At 66.2% G+C, this 18020-nt stretch carries 14 protein-coding genes and 1 tRNA gene; 11 read left to right on the top strand and 4 right to left on the bottom strand.

Going from position 1 to position 18020, the window contains the following annotated elements:
* The first annotated feature begins 9 nt into the window (after positions 1 to 9).
* The 7 genes from tsaE (at position 10) to ON00_RS20475 (ending at position 9645) form a co-directional block, all read left to right on the top strand.
* A complete protein-coding gene (gene tsaE / locus ON00_RS02045) occupies positions 10 to 450 on the top strand; it encodes a tRNA (adenosine(37)-N6)-threonylcarbamoyltransferase complex ATPase subunit type 1 TsaE (RefSeq protein ID WP_010402853.1) in 441 nt (146 codons plus the stop codon).
* Positions 447 to 1412 (top strand): aminoglycoside phosphotransferase family protein, encoded by a 966-nt coding sequence (locus ON00_RS02040; RefSeq protein WP_010402852.1) that lies wholly within the window; start codon positions 447 to 449, stop codon positions 1410 to 1412. Before tsaE ends, ON00_RS02040 begins: the two co-directional genes overlap by 4 nt.
* Positions 1409 to 2173 (top strand): nucleotidyltransferase family protein, encoded by a 765-nt coding sequence (locus ON00_RS02035; protein WP_010402850.1) that lies wholly within the window; start codon positions 1409 to 1411, stop codon positions 2171 to 2173. The genes ON00_RS02040 and ON00_RS02035 overlap by 4 nt, the downstream gene beginning before the upstream one ends.
* Positions 2166 to 5114, top strand: a complete 2949-nt coding sequence (addB, locus tag ON00_RS02030; protein ID WP_010402849.1) for a double-strand break repair protein AddB — start codon at positions 2166 to 2168, stop codon at positions 5112 to 5114. The genes ON00_RS02035 and addB overlap by 8 nt, the downstream gene beginning before the upstream one ends.
* Positions 5101 to 8556: a double-strand break repair helicase AddA gene (addA, locus tag ON00_RS02025; protein ID WP_010402848.1), complete on the top strand. Its 3456-nt coding sequence runs from the start codon at positions 5101 to 5103 to the stop codon at positions 8554 to 8556. Before addB ends, addA begins: the two co-directional genes overlap by 14 nt.
* 64 nt (positions 8557 to 8620) lie before the next feature.
* Positions 8621 to 8944, top strand: coding sequence for a thioredoxin (gene trxA, locus ON00_RS02020; protein WP_010402847.1), 324 nt, complete (start codon positions 8621 to 8623; stop codon positions 8942 to 8944).
* A gap of 137 nt (positions 8945 to 9081) precedes the next feature.
* On the top strand, positions 9082 to 9645 hold the full coding sequence (locus ON00_RS20475; RefSeq protein ID WP_154651260.1) for a hypothetical protein: 564 nt from the start codon (positions 9082 to 9084) through the stop codon (positions 9643 to 9645).
* A 387-nt stretch (positions 9646 to 10032) separates the two neighbouring features.
* On the opposite strand, the gene ON00_RS02015 is transcribed toward ON00_RS20475, so the two are convergent.
* The 3 genes from ON00_RS02015 to ON00_RS02005 are packed head-to-tail and all read right to left on the bottom strand — an operon-like array spanning position 10033 to position 13007.
* Complete coding sequence (locus ON00_RS02015; protein WP_010402846.1) at positions 10033 to 10644, bottom strand: glutathione S-transferase family protein; 612 nt, start codon at positions 10642 to 10644, stop codon at positions 10033 to 10035.
* Between the two features lie 7 nt (positions 10645 to 10651).
* On the bottom strand, positions 10652 to 11872 hold the full coding sequence (gene argJ / locus ON00_RS02010) for a bifunctional glutamate N-acetyltransferase/amino-acid acetyltransferase ArgJ (protein WP_010402845.1): 1221 nt from the start codon (positions 11870 to 11872) through the stop codon (positions 10652 to 10654).
* Between the two features lie 43 nt (positions 11873 to 11915).
* Entirely contained in the window at positions 11916 to 13007 is a 1092-nt protein-coding gene (locus ON00_RS02005) for an extracellular catalytic domain type 1 short-chain-length polyhydroxyalkanoate depolymerase (protein ID WP_010402844.1), read from the bottom strand.
* A gap of 196 nt (positions 13008 to 13203) precedes the next feature.
* On the opposite strand from ON00_RS02005, the gene ON00_RS02000 reads away from it, so the two are divergent.
* Positions 13204 to 13458, top strand: coding sequence for a hypothetical protein (locus ON00_RS02000; protein ID WP_010402843.1), 255 nt, complete (start codon positions 13204 to 13206; stop codon positions 13456 to 13458).
* A 102-nt stretch (positions 13459 to 13560) separates the two neighbouring features.
* Positions 13561 to 16296 (top strand): preprotein translocase subunit SecA, encoded by a 2736-nt coding sequence (gene secA, locus ON00_RS01995; protein ID WP_010402841.1) that lies wholly within the window; start codon positions 13561 to 13563, stop codon positions 16294 to 16296.
* Positions 16297 to 16377: 81 nt separating this feature from the next.
* On the opposite strand, the gene ON00_RS01990 is transcribed toward secA, so the two are convergent.
* Entirely contained in the window at positions 16378 to 16962 is a 585-nt protein-coding gene (locus ON00_RS01990; RefSeq protein ID WP_029622346.1) for a CC0125/CC1285 family lipoprotein, read from the bottom strand.
* A gap of 371 nt (positions 16963 to 17333) precedes the next feature.
* Between ON00_RS01990 and ON00_RS01985 the strand changes: the two genes are divergently transcribed.
* Both ON00_RS01985 and ON00_RS01980 read left to right on the top strand, forming a co-directional pair.
* Positions 17334 to 17861, top strand: a complete 528-nt coding sequence (locus tag ON00_RS01985) for a DUF2141 domain-containing protein (protein ID WP_010402839.1) — start codon at positions 17334 to 17336, stop codon at positions 17859 to 17861.
* Positions 17862 to 17923: 62 nt separating this feature from the next.
* Positions 17924 to 17998 (top strand) — tRNA-Asn (locus ON00_RS01980).
* Positions 17999 to 18020 lie beyond the last annotated feature (22 nt).

Raw genomic sequence — 18020 nt, 5'->3', positions numbered from 1 at the left:
GATGTTGCGATGATTCTGGCCGATCCTCACGCGAGCGAAGCCTTTGGGGCACGATTGGCGTCGGTGCTCGGCCCCGGCGATGTGGTGACGCTGTCGGGGCCGCTCGGGGCGGGCAAGACCAGCATCGCGCGTGGGCTCCTCGCCGCGCTTGGGTTGCAGGGCGAGGCCCCGAGCCCGAGTTTTGCGATCGTGCAGCCTTATGCGCCGCCGGAGGTGCGCATGCCGGTGCTGCATATCGATCTGTACCGCATCGAGGAGCCCGACGAGATCACCGAATTGGGGCTGGACGATGCCGCCGATGATTCGGTGCTGCTGGTCGAATGGCCGGAACGTGCACCCGGCTGGTGGCCCGATGCTCTGCGGCTCGGCCTGGAGATGCTGCCCGATGGCACCCGCCGCTTGACAGCCGACGTGCCCGCTGGCTGGAAGGATCGATGGCAGCAGATATGATCCCCCCGGCGGCGGCCGCCGCGTTCCTGGCCGCGAATGGGTGGCGCGATGCCACGATCGAACCCGTCGCGGGTGACGCGTCCTTTCGGCGCTATTTCCGTGCGATCAAGGATGGGCGCAGCGCGATCCTGATGGACGCGCCGCCGCCCGAAGAAGACCCGCGGCCGTTTATCGACATTGCGCGCTGGCTTGGCGAACGCGGCTTTGCGGCACCCGCGATCCATGGGATCGACCTGGACCTCGGCCTGGTGCTGCTCGAGGATTTTGGCGACGTGCGGATGCGCGAGACCGTGGATGGCGACGCCTCGCGGGAACTGGCGCTGTACGGGTCTGCGATCGATGTCCTGGTACGCCTGCACCGCGAAGACCCGGCAACGGCGGTGCCGTATGATCGTGCGACACTGCACCGGGAAGCCAATTTGCTGACCGAATGGTATTGCCCGGCGCTTGGGATCGTGCCCGACCAAGCCGCCTATGAGGCCGCGTGGGATGCCGTGTTCGATCATGCTCTCGCCGGTCCTGCGGTTACGGTTTTGCGGGATTACCACTCGGAAAATTTGATGCTCCTCGGCGGCGATACGCTGGGCCTGTTGGATTTCCAGGATGCGCTGGCGGGGCACCCTGCCTACGATCTGGTCTCGCTGTTGCAGGATGCGCGGCGTGACGTCGACGAACGCGTCGAAGCGGCGATGATGACGCGGTACAAGGCGGCGACGGGCGCGGGCGACGCGTTCGACATCGCCTATCACGTGCTGGGCGCGCAGCGGAACGCCAAGATCATCGGCATTTTCACGCGGCTGTGGCAGCGCGACGGCAAGACCCGCTATGCCGCTTTGTGTCCGCGGGTGTGGCGCTATCTCAACCGCGATCTCGAGCATCCCGCGCTTGCCCCGGTCAAGGCCTGGTTCGATGCGACCATTCCGTTCGAGTTGCGCGGCGATCCGATGGTGTTGGCGGCATGATGAAGCCCAAGCGCACGCTCAACATCCGGCCCGAGCCGGGCGGCACTGTGCCCAAGACGGCGATGGTGATGGCGGCCGGCCTTGGCAAGCGGATGCGCCCGTTGACCGCAACGCGCCCCAAACCGTTGATCGAAGTGGCAGGCAAGCCGTTGATTGGACATGTTTTCGATCGGCTGCGCGCAAGCGGAGTCGAGCGGGCTGTGGTGAACGTCCACTATCTTGCCGATGCGCTGGAAGCGTATTTGCACAATCGCGAGACGGGTATCGACATCGTCGTATCCGATGAACGCGGCCGGTTGATGGAAACGGGCGGCGGGCTTGTGCAGGCGCGTGGCTTGCTCGGCGACGAACCGTTTCTGGTGGTGAACAGCGACAATCTGTGGGTCGATGGCCCCTCGGATGCGATCAAGATGCTGGCGGCGCGCTGGGACGATGCGACGATGGATGCGCTCTTGCTGATGGTCCCGCTGGCCCGCGCCAACCATCATGGCGGGCGCGGTGATTTTCGGCTTGCCCCCGATGGTCGTATTTTGGGGCGGCGGCAGCCTGGGCGGCTTGCGCCGTTCGTTTATACCGGGGTGCAAATCCTGTCGCCGCGCGTGATTGCGGATTGGCCAGAAGGGCCGTTCTCGACCATGCTGTTCTGGGAGCGGGCGATTGTGGCCGGGCGCGCTTATGGGCTGGTCCATCAGGGACTGTGGTTTGACGTTGGCACGCCGGGGGCCGTTCCGCTGACGGAGGCGATGCTCGCCGATGGTTGAGGCGAAGGGCCCCAGGCTCTTCACGATCCCGGCGCATCGCGCCTTTGCGGATGCGCTGGCCGCCGGGCTGATCCGGCAATTTGGCGGCGACGATCTTGGTTTGGCGCGCGGGCTGGTGCTGCTGCCCAACAACCGCGCCAAGCGCGCGCTGACCGATGCCTTCGTCCGGGCAAGCGCGGGCGGACTGTTGTTGCCGCGGATGGTCGCGATCGGCGATCCGGCGCTCGACGAGACGGTAGGCGCGGCGTTCGATCCGGCGGATGATCCGGTGCCGGTCCCGCCCGCGGTCGCGCCGTTGCAACGGCGGATGATCCTCGCGCGGCTGGTCTCGGAAGAGCGCGCGCGCGCGGGCCAGGCGATCGATGCGGCGGAGGCGGTGCGGCTGGCGGGCGAATTGGCGCGGACGCTCGACCAATTGCTGGTCGAGGAGATCGCGCCGCGCCGCCTGCGCGAGATTGAGCTCAACGAAGCGATGTCGGCGCATTGGCAGCGCGCGCTCGACCTGTTCGCAGTGGTGCTGGATCGCTGGCCGGCCGAGCTGCAGCGGATCAGCCGGATCGACGCCGCCGAACGGCGCGGGCTGTTGTTGCAGCGGCTTGCGGTGCGTTGGGATCGTGACCCGCCCGCCGGTTTCATATGCGCTGCGGGCATCACCGACAGTGCGCCCGCCGTTGCGCGGCTGCTGCGCTGCGTGGCGGATAGCCCGCGCGGAATGGTGGTGCTGGCGGATCTCGCGACGGGAATGGACGAGGCCGAATGGCAAGCGCTCGGGCCGCACGCCCCCGATCCGGTGACCGGGCTCACCCGGCGCTCGATCGAAACGCACCCGCAATTCCATTTGAAGCTCCTGCTCGAACGGATGAGCGTCAACCGCGGCGAGGTGCGGCTTTGGCGCGACGGTAGCGATCATGACGCCACCGTGGCGCGTGGCAAGGCGGTCGCCAATGCGCTGGCCTCGGCGGAATTTACCGCGAAATGGACGACGCTCGGCCCCGAGCAGCGGCGGCTGGGCGGCATTGCCGCCGCCGAACTGGCGACGCCGGGCGAGGAGGCGCAAGCGATCGCGCTGGCGCTCCGCGAGGTGGCGGAGACGCCCGGGCGCACCGGCGCGCTCGTCACGCCCGATCGCGGCCTTGCGCGGCGCGTCGCGGCGCATTGCGCGCGCTGGGGCATCGCGATCGATGATTCGGCGGGGCGGCCATTATCGATCCTGCCTTCGGGCACTTTGCTGACGGCACTGGCCGAGGCGGCAACGCAGCGTTTTGCGCCGCTCGCGCTGCTGACCTTGCTCAAACATCCGCTGGTGCGCTTTGGCGACGCGCGGCGGGAATGGCTCGATGGGGTGCGGGCGCTCGACCGCGTGTTGCGCGGGCCGCGTCCGGCGGCGGGGCTGGCCGGGATCGACCTGCATCTGCGCACCGCGCGCCGCGCCGAAGCGGCGGCGGCGTGGTGGGGGGAGGCGCGCGCGCTGCTCGAACCGATCGAACGCGTGTTCGATGGTGGCGCGCGACCGATTGCCGACTTGCTCGGCGCGCTGCGCGAGGCGGCGCAGGCCTTGTGTGGCGATGCTTTGTGGGCGGGCCCTGCCGGGCGCGCCGCTGCCGAGCTGCTGCGCGAGGCGGAGGATCATGCCGCGCATGGCCCGGCCATGATCGAGCCTGCCAGCCTTGGCCCGTTGCTCAAGACGCTGATGGACGAAGTGGCAGTCCGTCCGCAGCAAGGCGGGCATCCGCGTCTGGCTATTTATGGCCTGATAGAGGCGCGCTTGCAGACCGCCGACGTCATGATTCTGGGTGGGTTGAACGAAGGAACCTGGCCCGGCCTGCCCGCACCCGACCCGTGGCTGGCACCGCGCATCCGCACCGAATTGGGGCTGCCGGGGCTCGACCGTGGCGTCGGCATGGCGGCGCATGATCTGGCGCAGGCCTTGGGCGCGCCCGCCGCGCTGATGACGCGGGCGCGGCGTGGCGGCACGCAACCGGCGATCGCCTCGCGCTTCTGGCTGCGGCTGCAGGCGCTGGCGGGTGATCGGTTCGAGCGCGCTACCGCGCTGGAAGGCTGGGCGCGGGCGCTTGATGATCCGGGCGAGCATGTGCCCGCCGCCAAGCCGATGCCCGAGCCCCCCGCCGAGCGTCGCCCCAAGGCGATTGCCGTGACCGATGTCGATCGCCTGAAGGCCGATCCTTATGCGTTCTACGCCAAGCGGATCCTCGGCCTGACGCAATTCGATCCGGTCGATGCCGATCCAAGCGCGGCGTGGCGCGGGACGGCGGTGCATGACATTCTGGAGCGCTGGGCGCGCGAAGATGCCTGCGCGCTCGACAAACTCCATGATCGCGCGCGCGCGATGTTCGACGGCGCGCATCCGATGCAGCGCGCGCTCTGGCGACCGCGCCTGATGGAGGCGATCGACTGGATCGTCGCGCAGATGGGCAGGAACATCGACGCGGGGCGCACCGTGCTCGCGGTCGAGCAATCGGGCGAGATCGCGATTGCGGGGGTTACGCTGACGGGCAAGTTCGACCGGATCGACCGGCTGCCCGATGGGGCGCTGGCGGTGATCGATTACAAGACCGGCAAGCCGCCATCGCCCGCAGCGGTGCGCGAGGGGTTCAGCCTGCAATTGGGGCTGCTCGGGCTGATCGCCGAGCGCGGCGGCTATGCCGGGATTGCGGGCAAGGCGCGCGGCTTTGAATATTGGTCGCTGTCCAAAAAAGGGGATGCGTTTGGCTATGTCACCTCGCCCGTGGATGCCGAGGGGAAGGGCGACAAGGTCGTGCCCGAGGATTTCACCACGCTCGCCGCGCGGCATTTCAGCGATGCCGTGGCGGACTGGCTGACGGGCACGCGCGCGTTCGAGGCGAAGCTGCACCCGGACTATGCACCTTATGCCGAATATGACCAGTTGATGCGGCGGGACGAATGGTATGGCCGTGAGTGAGGGCGCTCACACCCGCCGACCGCTCCCGGTCCTGAAGGACGCGCAGGCGCGCGCCAGCGATCCGGGCGGGCATGTCTGGCTGTCGGCTTCGGCTGGCACCGGCAAGACCCAAGTCCTGACCGCGCGCGTCTATCGCTTGCTGCTGCGCGGCGTCGATCCCGGCGCGATCCTGTGTCTGACCTTTACTAAGGCGGGCGCGGCGGAAATGGCGGGGCGGATCGGTGAGCGGCTGGCGGCGTGGGTGCGGATGCCCGAGCCCGATTTGGTCGCCGATCTGGTGGCGCTGGGCGAGGATCCCTCGCCGTCCTTGCGCGCCCGCGCACGCACATTGTTCGCCAAGGTGCTGGATGCGCCGGGGGGCGGCATTCGCATTCAGACGATCCACGGTTTCTGCCAGAGCCTGCTCGCCGCCTTCCCGGTCGAGGCCGGGCTGGTGCCCGGTTTCCGCCCGATCGAGGCGCGCGAAGAAGCGGTAATGGCGCGCGATGCACTGGCCGAAATGCTGGTAACGGCAGAGGCCGAGGGGCGCGATGCGACCGTCACCGCCGTCGGCGCGCTGAGCCTGCGCTTGGGCGAGGGCGAGGCCGAAAAGTTCCTGCTGGCGTGCGCGCGGGCCCCCGCTGCGATGGCGGAATTGCCGATGGGCGCGGGTATCGGCCCGTTCATCCGCCGCGCGCTTGATTTGCCGCTGGGCGAGATCGAGGCGGAAATCGCCGATGCCTGTGGCGACAGCGCCTTTGATGTGGATGCGGTCGCGCGGCTGGCGGCGGCGAACCGTGCGTGGGGCACGGCGACGGGCGGCAACCACGCCGACATCGCCGAATGCTGGATCGAGGCGGCACCCGAGATGCGCGCGCGGATGCTGGGCGATTTGATCGGCGTGCCCTTCACCGCCAAGCGCGAGCCGCGCAAATATTCGGCCAAGCTGCTCGCCGCTGACCCCGATTATGCCGATCTGGCGATCGAAGTGGGCGACGCGTGCGCGCATTTGCTGGGCCTGCGCGAGCGCGTGGCCTATGCCGATCTGCTCGCGGCGGCGCTGTCGGTTGGGCGGGAGTATGCTGCGGCCTATGACCAAGCGAAACGGCGGCTCGGCGCGGTCGATTTCGACGATCTGATCCGCGCGACGATCGCGTTGCTCGGCCAGCCCGGCATGGGCGAATGGGTGCGCTACAAGCTCGATCAGGCGACCGAGCATGTGCTGATCGACGAGGCGCAGGATACCAATCCCGACCAATGGGCGATCATCCGCGCGCTGGTCGAGGAATTCTTCGCGGGCGAGGGAAGCCATGGCGAGCGGCTGCGCACGCTGTTCACCGTCGGCGATTTCAAGCAAGCGATCTTCGGCTTCCAGGGCACCGACCCGCGCTATTTCGCCGCCGCCGAACAGCGCATCGGCACGCTGGCGCGCGAGGCATGGGCGGCTGATGAGGAGCAACGCCGCCAGACCGGCGCAATGCGCGCGCGGCCATGGCACCGGCTGTCGCTGACGCAATCGTTCCGATCGACCCGACCCGTGCTCGAATTCGTCGACGCCGCCATCGAAACGCTGCCCGAGCCGGGGCTGGGGGCTATCGCCGACCGTGAAGTGCATGCGAGCGAAGTGCCGGGGCCGGGCACCGTCACGCTGTGGCCGCTGGTGGTGGCGGGCGGCAGCGAGGAGGATGAGGAAAGCTGGATTTCCGATTCCACCCGCGAACTCGCCCGCAGGATCGCGCGGACGATCAAGGGCTGGATCGGCACGCTGATGCTGGAGAGCAAGGGGCGCACGCTGGCCCCTGAGGACATCATGATCCTGGTCAAGCGGCGCGGCGAACTCGCCTCGCTGATCGTCGCGCGGCTCTATGCCGAGGGCGTGCCGGTGGCGGGGGTCGATCGGTTGCGGTTGAACGCGCCGCTGTCAGTGCAGGATCTGCTCGCCGCGATCCGCTTCGTGCTGCAACCCGATGACGATCTGTCGCTGGCGTCGCTGTTGGTGTCGCCGCTGATCGGCTGGAGCCAGGAGCGGCTGATGCACGCCGCGCCCAAGCGCGCGGTCAGCCTGTGGCGGCACATTGCCCGCGCCGAGCCGCGCGCGGAGATCGCGCCGCTCTTCGCGATGCTCGATCGCGCCGACATCGCCACGCCCTATCAATTTCTGGAGGAATTGCTGTCGGGGCCACTTGGCGGGCGGCGCAAGCTCGTGCGGCGGCTGGGGCAGGAAGCGCGCGACCCGATCGAGGAATTGCTGAGCGCGGCGCTCGATTTCGAGGCGCTCGGTACGCCCTCGCTCCAGCGCTTTCTTGACTGGTTCGATCGCGGCGATGTCGAGATCAAGCGCGACCCTTCCGCCCCGCTCGACGCGGTGCGGGTGATGACCGCGCATGGTGCCAAGGGGTTGCAGGCCCCGCTGGTGATCCTGGCCGATGCCGCCGTCGACCCGACCCGTTCGCCGCGCTCGACGCTCAAATGGCGGGCGGGGGACATGGCGGCGGAACTGCCGGTGATCCGCCCGCGCAAGGGCGAGGCGACCGGGCCGCTGGCGGCGCTGGTCGAGGAGACCGCCGCGCGCGATCTCGAGGAACATTGGCGGCTGTTCTACGTCGCGGCGACGCGCGCCGAGGAACGGCTGGTCATCGCCGGGTCGGTCGGCCCGCGTGCGCAAGGCGAGGCCCCCGCGCAAAGCTGGTACGCCGCCGCTGCGCGCGCGATGGCCGCGCTGGAGGTGCCGGAAAGCGAGGAGCGCAGCTTCACAGGGCGCGTGCCGCAAAAACCGGTCGCGCCAGACCGCAAAGCGGCGCGGGCGGCGTTGGTTGCCGAGCCGGTGCCCGATTGGGCACGCCGCGCGGCACCGGTCGAGGCACGACCGCCGCGTCCGCTGGCGCCATCATCGCTGGGCGATGACGCGGTGGCCGACGCGCCGCCGACCCCGGCGATGCGCGCGGCCGCCGAGCGTGGACGGCTGATCCATGCGCTGTTCGAACGCTTGCCGACGGTTGCGCCCGACGCGCGCGCGACGGCGGCCGAGCGCTGGCTGGCGACTGCCGGGGCAGTGACAGAAGCCGCTGCACGCGCGGACATTGCCGCGCCGGTGCTGGCGGTGCTGGGCGATTCCGATCTGGCAGGGCTGTTCGGGCCAGCGGCGCTGGCCGAGGCACCGATCGCGGCGGTGCTGCCCGATGGCTTTGTGGTGTCGGGGACGGTCGACCGGCTGCTGGTCACGCCCGATCTAGTGCGTGTGGTCGATTTCAAAACCGGGCGCAGCGTGCCCGCCACGCCCGACGCGATCCCGCCCTATCATCTGCGCCAGATGGCGGCGTATGTCGCTGCGCTGGCGGTGATTTTCCCCGGGCGGCGGGTTGAAGCGGCCTTGCTCTACACCAGTGGGCCGGTCCTGCACGTGCTGCCAGCGCCGCTCTTGGGCGCGCACAAGCCGGGCTTTGCCGCCGCAGAGCAAAGCTAGCACGCACCCGCTTGAGTGGACGCGCCCGACACCCTACCTTCGCAGCAACATCAGGAGATTTACCATGGCTACCAAGAAGATCACCGACGCCAGCTGGGCCGCCGACGTCACCAATGCGAGCGGCCCGGTGCTGGTCGATTTCTGGGCGGAATGGTGCGGCCCGTGCAAGATGATCGGGCCGAGCCTCGAAGAGATTTCGGAAGAACTGGGCGAGCAAGTGACGATCGCCAAGCTCAACATCGATGAAAACCCCGACGCGCCGGGCAAATATGGCGTGCGCGGCATTCCGACGATGATCCTGTTCAAGGACGGCGTTCCCGCCGCGACCAAGGTGGGGGCTGAGCCCAAGGGTCGGTTGAAGGCGTGGCTGGAAGGTGCGTTGGGCTGAGGTTGCCTTGTGGTGCCGCGTGGGGTGGGTGAGGGAGCTCATCCCTTGCGCGGCATGAAGCGCGGGTGGTTCGGACGGGTGGAAAGTGGTGGATACCTGCCATTGCATAAACGTTCAAATTCGCTGATCCTCGCCTTATGATCCAGCTGAAGTTCTTTTGGTATGGTAGCCTTACGGTACTTCTCTCGGGGTGTTCCGCCGTTGATGAGCGCTATCCGCTATCTAAGCCGACCTGCGCTATTGCCCTTGGGTACATCAAGAAATTTCAGACTGAGGCTGGACGCCCAATTGCCGTCATCGTTCGTGCGACACATTTAGCGCCATCGAGAGATGAAATTGCGGTGCTGCTCAAACAACAGCCTCAGTTCAAAAGAGATCCTGACATAGCGCGGGCGCTTGCCGAAGCCGATGTGCGCGAGGTCAGCGTCGTCCGAAGTTGCCCCGAAATTCGTAATTGGTTATCCGCAGAAAAAATCTTACACGACGAGGATCGTATTGAAAAACTTACAAGAGGAGACGATTGGCCCGTTGCCGTCTTGGCCATTTCGGCCCCGGTACTGACGAAAGCCGGGGATCGCGCAACGTTTTACGTCTCACGATATTGGGGACCATTGGGCGGAGGAATTGACGCGGTACATTACCGTAGAGACAGCGAAGGCCTATGGCGCTTTGAGAAAGAGCTTATGGTCGAAATCAGCTGACGAACGTCCAAAGTTGGGCGATTGTGGTACTTCACATACAAGTAGTTCATGGCCTGCTATCCCTCTCCCAGCGGGAGAGGGAAGGGGCCCGCCGCGTAAGCGGTGGGAAGGGTGAGGGTGATGGGCATCATCCGTTGGATCACCCTCACCCTTCCGCGGCTTTGCCGCTCCCTCCCTCTCCCGAGGGGAGAGGGATTTGGCGTTCCGCGTTGCCGTGCCGTTTCACGATGCGGAGAGCGACCCACCCCCGGCCCCTCCCTGAAAGGGAGGGGAGACGCGGCCTTTCCCTTCTACCTCCCCTCCCTGAAAGGGAGGGGTTGGGGGTGGGTTGGCCTGCGGCGGCACGGGGCTGCGATTTTCCGAGGCGTACAGCGCCACCGCCACCGATCAGGTCAGCGGGATCATCACCTGCGCGGCATAGCCTGAGCGTTCGGTCAGCCGGGCATACCATGCCTCGACATGCGGCACCGATGGGCGCGCGATGTCGAGGGTGAACCAGCTATGGGCGTAGGTGCCCATCGGGATATCGCCCATGCCGAACGCGGTACCCGACAGCCACGGCGTCTGCGCCAGCGCGTGGTCGAGGATCTGCATCTTGGCGGCACAGGCCGCCGCTGACGCCGCGATCACGGCGGGGTCGCGTTCCGCTAGGGGGCGGCGTACGAGATTGAGGAAGGCCCCGCGCTGCGCGTCGGCAAATTCGAATTGCCAGTCCGTCCAGCGATCGGCCCGCGCGCGCTGCACCGGGTCTTCGGGCCACCAACGTTCGCCGCCGTGGCGCGCCGCCAGATAGCGCAGGATCGCGTTCGATTCCCACAGCACGAAGCCGTCGTCTTCGATCGTCGGGATCAGAGCGTTCGGGTTGAGCGCGAGATAGGCCTCGCTCATGCCGAACTGCCCGCCAACGTCATGGCGGACATACGGAATCCCCAGTTCTTCCGCGAACCACGCGACCTTCTTCACATTGTGCGAATTGAGGCGGCCCCAGAGGGTGAGCATGGGACGGTCAGCTCCGGTAATCGGCGTTGATCGAGATGTAGCCGTGGGTGAGGTCGCAGGTCCAAACCGTCGCCTTGCCTTCGCCCAGGCCGAGATCGACGCCAATCTCGATCTCCTGTCCCTTCAAATGCGCGGCGACCGGGGCTTCGTCATAGCCGGTGACGGCAAGGCCACCGGTGGCGACTTGGGTGTCGCCGAAGCGGATGCTGAGCAAGTCGCGCTCGGCGGGTTCGCCGGCCTTGCCGACCGCCATCACCACGCGGCCCCAATTGGCGTCCTCGCCCGCGATCGCGGTTTTCACCAGGGGCGAATTGGCTATGCTGAGCGCGACCTTGTGGGCGCTGGCGTCGCTCTCGGCACCGGTGACGGCGATTTCGATGAACTTGGACGCGCCTTCGCCGTCACGCACCACGAGATGCGCGAGTTGCAGGCAGAGATCGGCGAGCGCGGCGCGGAAGGCGTCGGCCCCGGCGTCTTCGTCGCTGGTCAGCGGCGCATTGCCCGCCGTGCCGGTCGCAAAGGCGAGCACGCTGTCGCTGGTCGAGGTGTCGCTGTCGACGGTGATGCACGAGAAGCTGGCGCGGTTGGCGTCGCTGAGCGCGCGTTGCAGGAAAGCGGGGGAGACGGCGGCATCGGTGAACAGGAAGCCGAGCATCGTCGCCATGTCGGGCGCGATCATGCCCGAACCCTTGATGATGCCGACCAGCGTGACGGTGCGGCCATCGACCACGGCGGTGGTGACGGCCCCTTTGGCGAAGGTATCGGTGGTGCCGATGGTGTTGGCGGCGTCTGCCCAAGTGCAGGGGGCGGCGGCAAAGGCGGCGTCTAGCCCGGCCTCGGCCTTGTCGATCGGCAGCGGCACGCCGATCACCCCGGTCGAGGCGACGAAGATATCGGAGGGTTGGCAACCGAGATGCCCGGCGGCGCGGGCGGCGATCGCCTCGACGGCGGCGCGGCCGCGCTGGCCGGTAAAGGCGTTGGCGTTGCCGGCATTGACCACCACCGCGCGCGCCTGGCCGAGCTGGAGCGCGGCGCGGCACCATTCGACTTCGGGCGAGGGGCATTTGCTCTGGGTCAGCACGCCCGCGACCACGGTGCCGGGATCGAGCGTGATGAAGGTCAGGTCGCAGCGATCCCACGTCTTATAGTGCGCGCGGGCGACGTGCGACGTGACCCCGGCAATCGACGGCAGGTTGGGGAACGGGCGAGCGAGCGGGGAGCGGGTCATGCCGCCGTCATACCCCGCAGCACGGGCGACACAAGCTGCCGAATCAGCGCATCAGACCGGCCGCGCGCAAGGCGTCGCTGATCACTTTCGCGACACCACCCTGCGCGACCGGGCGGGCGGTTGCGCGCGGTGGCGGGGGCGGCGCGGCCCGGCGCGGGCCGGCTTTGGCGCGGGCGGTGTCGGCTATACCCCAGGATCCCGCGATGTGGCGGGTGGAACAGATTTCCGCCGGAAGCATGAACGGCATCGCCGTGCCGCAGGCTCCGTCGCCGACCGGATCGATCGGCGTGCCATGGCCGAGCCCGGCGATGCTATAGGCTTCGATCTGCACCGTTCCGCGCGGCCCGATCCAGCGCCGACGCGCCTGCTGATCCACCCGGTCGTGTTGGGCGGCCTCGACGGAGAGGCCCTGAAGCGCCGCCCATTGCGCGATGATCGCTTCCATATTGTCGGGCGCGACGGTCTGGTCGCTGGTGCCATGCCATACCGAAAGACGCGGCCAGCGCAGCGGGGTCGGGGCGGCGTCGCGCACCAGTTCGGCGAGGGCGGGGGCGTCGGGCAGGCCGCTGCCGCGCATCCGCTGCAACGCCGCACCAACCGAAGTGGCCGTACCATAAGGGAGGCCAGCGATGACCGCGCCACCGGCAAACAGCTCGGGATAGGTGGCCAGCATGACCATCGTCATCGCGCCACCGGCCGACAGCCCGTTCACGAACACCCGCGTTGGATCGATATGATAGTCGGAAATCATGTGCGCGATCATTTGACGGATCGACAGCGCCTCGCCCTGGTCACGCGTGATATCGTCGGCGGCGAACCAGTTGAAACAGCGGTTGGGGTTATTGGCCGGGCGCTGTTCGGGATAGAGCAAGGCAAAGCCGTGGCGGTCAGCCAGCGCCGACCAGCCCGAGCCGTGATCGTAACCCGCCGCATTCTGCGTGCAGCCGTGCAACACCACCACCAGCGGTGCCACGGCCTTGAATCCGGCCGGAATATAATGGCGTGCGCGCAAATTGCCGGGGTCGCTGCCGAAGCTCGCAATGTCCGCCAACCGGTCCGAGTCCGGGATCGGCATTTGGGTGGCGTTGGCGCGCGCGGCGGCGAGCCGGGACAGCGTTTCGGATAAACCAGGCATGCGACGTCTCTATCCGGTCCATGACGCGGGACGCGGTTTCTTTCATGAGGGAGTGTACCGCAGTTTATGCTGCGATGCACAATGAAATGGGGGCTCGCCGCTGTATTGCAACCGTTCGGCTTTTGGCGCGCGGTGCTGGACGCCCGGCGGAAATGGCCTTAAGCGGCTGCGTTCCACCGACGGGTGACGTGCGACCTTGGAACTGCTGCTGATCCTCTCCGCTTTGCTCAGCGCCCTGACCGGGGCGACGGGGACGCGCGTGCCTGGGGTGCAACTGCATCAGGCGGCGGCGGTGGTGCAGGCAGCGGTGCGAGTCGCGCCGACGCGCTCCAGCGTCTTGCGTCCGGCCAATGTGATGACGGCGCTGGTGGCGCTGTGTCGTGCGCCCGATCTGGCGGGGTTTGCGCTGGCACCTGCAAGCCCGCTCTACGCAACGCGGCGTCGCGAATAGCGTTCGGACGCGGTCCGCCGCGTGTGCGGAACCGATTTTTCCATCGACCTTCAGCGTCGCCGCGCACCCTGCGGCAGATGCGTTTCTTATCAGGAATTCTCCATGCTCGGCGGCCTTGCCAAATCCCTGTTCGGATCGTCCAACGACCGGTACGTCAAATCGCTCGGCGCGATCGTCGCCAAGATCAACGGCTTCGAACCCGCTATCTCCGCCATGTCGGACGAACAATTGTCGGGCCAGACCGCCAAATTCCGCGAACGCCTCGCGGCGGGCGAGAAGCTCGACGATTTGCTGCCCGAGGCCTTCGCCACCGTGCGTGAAGCGGCCAAGCGCGCGCTCGGCCAGCGCCATTATGATGTGCAGATGATCGGCGGCATCGTGCTCCACCGTGGCGAAATCGCCGAGATGCGCACGGGCGAGGGCAAGACGCTCGTCGCGACGCTCGCCACCTATCTCAACGCGCTGCCCGGCAAGGGCGTGCATGTCATCACCGTCAACGATTATCTGGCGGCGCGCGACGCCGGCTGGATGGCACAGGTCTATAATTTCCTCGGCATGACGGTGGGCGTAATCGTGCCGAACTTGTCCGATGAACAACGCCGCCAGGCCTATGCCGCCGACATCACCTACGGCACCAATAACGAGTTCGGCTTCGACTATCTGCGCGACAATATGAAGTATGATCGCGAATCGATGGTGCAGCGCCCATTCGCGATGGCGATCGTTGACGAAGTCGATTCGGTGCTGATCGACGAAGCGCGTACCCCGCTGATCATCTCCGGCCCGACCGACGACAAGTCTGACCTGTATCGCTCGGTCGATCTGGTCGTGAAGCAGCTCGCGCCCGAGGATTATGAGAAAGACGAAAAGCAGAAGTCGATCATCCTGACCGAGGACGGCACCGAGAAGGTCGAGCGCATGCTCGAGGATGCCGGGTTGCTCGAGGGCGCGAACCTCTATGATTTCGAGAACACGCAGGTGGTGCACCACACCAACCAGGCGCTGCGCGCGAACATGATGTTCAAGGCCGACACCGATTATATCGTCAAGGACGGCAAGGTCGTCATCATCGACGAATTCACCGGCCGTATGATGGATGGCCGCCGCTGGTCGGACGGTCTGCATCAGGCGATCGAGGCCAAGGAAGGCGTCGAGATCGAGCCCGAGAACCAGACGATGGCGTCGATCACCTTCCAGAACTATTTCCGCATGTACCCCAAGCTCGCCGGTATGACCGGCACGGCAGCGACCGAGGCGGCGGAATTCTACGACATTTACAAGATGAACGTCGTCACCATCCCGACCAACGTGCCGGTCAAGCGGATCGACGAGGAAGACGAATTCTACAAGGACACCGCCGACAAGTTCCGCGCAATTGCCAAGAAGATCAAGCATCACGCCGATCTCGGCCAGCCGGTGCTGGTTGGCACGGTGTCGATCGAAAAGTCGGAATTGCTGAGCGACTTTCTGGTCCAGGAAGGCGTCGCGCATAAGGTGCTCAACGCGCGCTTCCATGAGCAGGAAGCGCATATCGTCGCGCAGGCCGGCCGCAAGAGCGCGGTCACCATCGCGACCAACATGGCCGGGCGCGGCACCGACATTCAGCTGGGCGGCAATCTCGAATTCCGCATCAATGACGAGCTGACAGATCTAGAGGAAGGCCCCGAGCGCGATGCCGCGATCGAGCGGATCAAGGCCGAGATCGAGAATGAAAAGGCCAATGTGCTGGCGGCGGGCGGGCTGTTCGTGCTCGGCACCGAGCGGCATGAGAGCCGCCGTATCGATAACCAGCTGCGTGGTCGCTCGGGCCGCCAGGGTGACCCCGGCCTCAGCCGCTTCTATTTGAGCCTCGACGACGATCTGCTGCGCATCTTCGGGCCGGACACGCTGTTCGCGAAGATGATGCGCTCCAACATCGGCGATGGCGAAGCGATCGGCAGCAAATGGCTGTCCAAGGCGATCGAAACCGCGCAGAAGAAGGTCGAGGCGCGCAACTACGACATCCGCAAGCAAGTCGTCGAATATGACGACGTGATGAACGATCAGCGCAAGGTGATTTACGAGCAGCGCGCCGATATCATGGATGCCGACACGGTGGGCGACGTGGTCGCGGATATGCGCGCCGAAACGGTCAACACGATCGTTGGCGGTGCCTGCCCTCCGGGCACCTATCCCGAGCAGTGGGATATTGTCGGCATGAAGGCCGCCCTGGCCGAGACGCTCAACCTCGAACCGCAGATCGAGGCGTGGCTGGAAGAGGAAGCGATCGACCCCGAGATCATCGAAAGCCGCGTGCAGACGATGGCCGACGAGGCGATTGCGGAGAAAGCCGCCTCGCTCGATCCGGAAACCTGGGTGCGGGTCGAGAAGTCGATCCTGCTGCAGAATCTCGACCATCACTGGAAGGAGCATCTGTCGACGCTGGATGCGTTGCGGCAGGTCGTCCACTTGCGCGCTTATGCGCAGAAGACGCCGATCAACGAATATAAGCAGGAGGCCTTCTCGCTGTTCGAGCGGATGCTCGCCAACATTCGCGAGGATGTGACGCGCACGATCGCCTTTGCGCAATTCCAGATCCAGGAAGCGCCGCAATTGCCGACGCTGCCCGATTTCATCACCTCGCATTTCGACCCGTTCACGGGCGAGGACGACACGATGGACCAGGATGGCGGCACCAGCGGCCACATCACCACCCGCCTGGCACCGCTCTCGATCCCACTGCCCGATGGCAGCGATTTTGGGCAGGATCCCTCGGAATGGGAAGGCAAGGTCAGCCGCAATGCCCCGTGCCCGTGCGGTTCGGGCCGGAAGTACAAGCATTGCCACGGCGCGGTGTGATGTGACCGCCGCACGGCGCTGATCCCAGGCACAAAAAAAGGCCCCCTTCCGCGACCGGAAGGGGGCCTTTTTCGTGGGCGCTTATTTGGGGGTGACGATGCTCGGCCCGAGGTTGTGGATCACGTCGCGGGCATCGAACGCCTTGATGTTGTCGCGCGGCTTGGGGCCCTTGCCGACGATGATTTCGGCATTGGCCTCATATTTGTCGATCGTATCGATATCGACGCCACGATCGAAGAAGGGGTCACCAAAGAACGGGTCCCAGGTGCGCCAGCCAAAGCCGCGACCCCGGTAGCGCCAGCTCGGGCCCCAATAGCCGCCAAAGCCATAACCACCGCCGACGCTGGGCGTGGAATAGACGCGCGAGCGATGATCGACATCGCGATCGGCAAAGATGAAATAGTCATAGCCGCGCTGCACCGTCAGTTCTGCGGCGCGGTACAGCAGATACTTCTCGACGGTGTCACGCGAGGTATAGCTGTTGCCCGAGAAGCTCACCTGGAAGCGGTTATCCTCGATCTGACGGTCGCTATAGCCCGAGCGTTCAAAGCCATGGCCGGTCGCGGGGCGATAGGTCGATTCGGTCGCGCACGCCGACGTCAACAGGGTAACGGCACCGAGCGCTACCGCGAGGGTTTTGCGTAAGGCAGAAGAAGGTAGCGGCATGTCGATCTCCAAAAACGCGACGGCGACCGGCTGATATGCCGACCCTGCCGCGAAGCCAAGGCCATGAAGCGCAGAACGATCCACCCGTGGCAAGGCTCCGGACAATCGCACTGGTCGCGAATCGCATAAACCGTTGTAGCTGAACGGAGACTGACGCACGACGAAAGGAGCGCGTTTCCGTTCGACCTCATAACGGAACGTTCCGTCGCACTGGCCAAGGCGGCTGAGGTGGTTTCCGCCGGTGGACGGCGTCGTTCGAATGATACGACCGTTTTAACCATGCCGCACCAGGCTCGATTCGCCGCAGGTCATGGGTTCGGTGGTGTCGTTTCGTAACGGGCCCGCGTGGCCGAGCGATTTCAGGACCGATCATGAAAGTGATGTTATCGGCATTCTCTCTAACGCTGGTCGCGCTGGCAGCGTGCCCCGGCGCGGCTCTCGCGGGCGGCGTGATGGGGGCGGACGCCAGCCACTGCGCTTCGGGACGCGGACCCGCCATTCAAGTCAACGTTTCGGACTTGAAAGACCGCACTGGCCTGCTCCGGCTGGAGCTCTATCCCGCCAACGACAAGGATTTCATGCGCCCCGACATGGATCTGCTGGCTGAGGGCAAGACGTTCCGGCGCGTGACGATCGATGCGCCGAGTGCAGGGCCGGTGTCGTTGTGCATCCGCGTGCCGCACCCTGGCCGCTACGCAGTGCTGTTCCTGCATTCGCGGCGCGCGCAGGACAAATTCGATTTCTGGAAAGACGGTGTCGGGTTGCGCAGCAACGCCCGGATCGGTCGCGCGCGCCCGCGTGTGGAGGATGCCGCGATCGATGTCGGTAGTGGTGTCGCCGTGGTCGATATCAAGACCCAATATCTCCGTGGCCTCGGTGGTTTTGGCCCATCGCGATAAAAGCTGAAAACGGGCCTTGCGCGTCTGCGAATCTCGCTGCTATAGGCCCGCCTCCGCAGTGTTCCCTGATAGCTCAGCGGTAGAGCTCTCGACTGTTAATCGAGCGGCCGTAGGTTCGAATCCTACTCAGGGAGCCATTTTTTGCGGTATCCGGCAGGA

Origin of the sequence: Sphingomonas echinoides ATCC 14820 (assembly GCF_000241465.1) — a bacterium.
GTDB classification, from domain to species: domain Bacteria; phylum Pseudomonadota; class Alphaproteobacteria; order Sphingomonadales; family Sphingomonadaceae; genus Sphingomonas; species Sphingomonas echinoides.
This window is presented reverse-complemented; position numbering and strand designations above follow the sequence as displayed.

Bases quoted from the DNA above. Each gene is read 5' to 3' on its own strand.
- tsaE (WP_010402853.1), top strand. From the start codon at position 10: ATGATTCTGGCCGATCCTCACGCGAGCGAAGCCTTTGGGGCACGATTG.
- ON00_RS02040 (WP_010402852.1), top strand. From the start codon at position 447: ATGATCCCCCCGGCGGCGGCCGCCGCGTTCCTGGCCGCGAATGGGTGG.
- ON00_RS02035 (WP_010402850.1), top strand. From the start codon at position 1,409: ATGATGAAGCCCAAGCGCACGCTCAACATCCGGCCCGAGCCGGGCGGC.
- addB (WP_010402849.1), top strand. From the start codon at position 2,166: ATGGTTGAGGCGAAGGGCCCCAGGCTCTTCACGATCCCGGCGCATCGC.
- addA (WP_010402848.1), top strand. From the start codon at position 5,101: ATGGCCGTGAGTGAGGGCGCTCACACCCGCCGACCGCTCCCGGTCCTG.
- trxA (WP_010402847.1), top strand. From the start codon at position 8,621: ATGGCTACCAAGAAGATCACCGACGCCAGCTGGGCCGCCGACGTCACC.
- ON00_RS20475 (WP_154651260.1), top strand. From the start codon at position 9,082: ATGATCCAGCTGAAGTTCTTTTGGTATGGTAGCCTTACGGTACTTCTC.
- ON00_RS02015 (WP_010402846.1), bottom strand. From the start codon at position 10,644: ATGCTCACCCTCTGGGGCCGCCTCAATTCGCACAATGTGAAGAAGGTC.
- argJ (WP_010402845.1), bottom strand. From the start codon at position 11,872: ATGACCCGCTCCCCGCTCGCTCGCCCGTTCCCCAACCTGCCGTCGATT.
- ON00_RS02005 (WP_010402844.1), bottom strand. From the start codon at position 13,007: ATGCCTGGTTTATCCGAAACGCTGTCCCGGCTCGCCGCCGCGCGCGCC.
- secA (WP_010402841.1), top strand. From the start codon at position 13,561: ATGCTCGGCGGCCTTGCCAAATCCCTGTTCGGATCGTCCAACGACCGG.
- ON00_RS01990 (WP_029622346.1), bottom strand. From the start codon at position 16,962: ATGCCGCTACCTTCTTCTGCCTTACGCAAAACCCTCGCGGTAGCGCTC.
- ON00_RS01985 (WP_010402839.1), top strand. From the start codon at position 17,334: ATGAAAGTGATGTTATCGGCATTCTCTCTAACGCTGGTCGCGCTGGCA.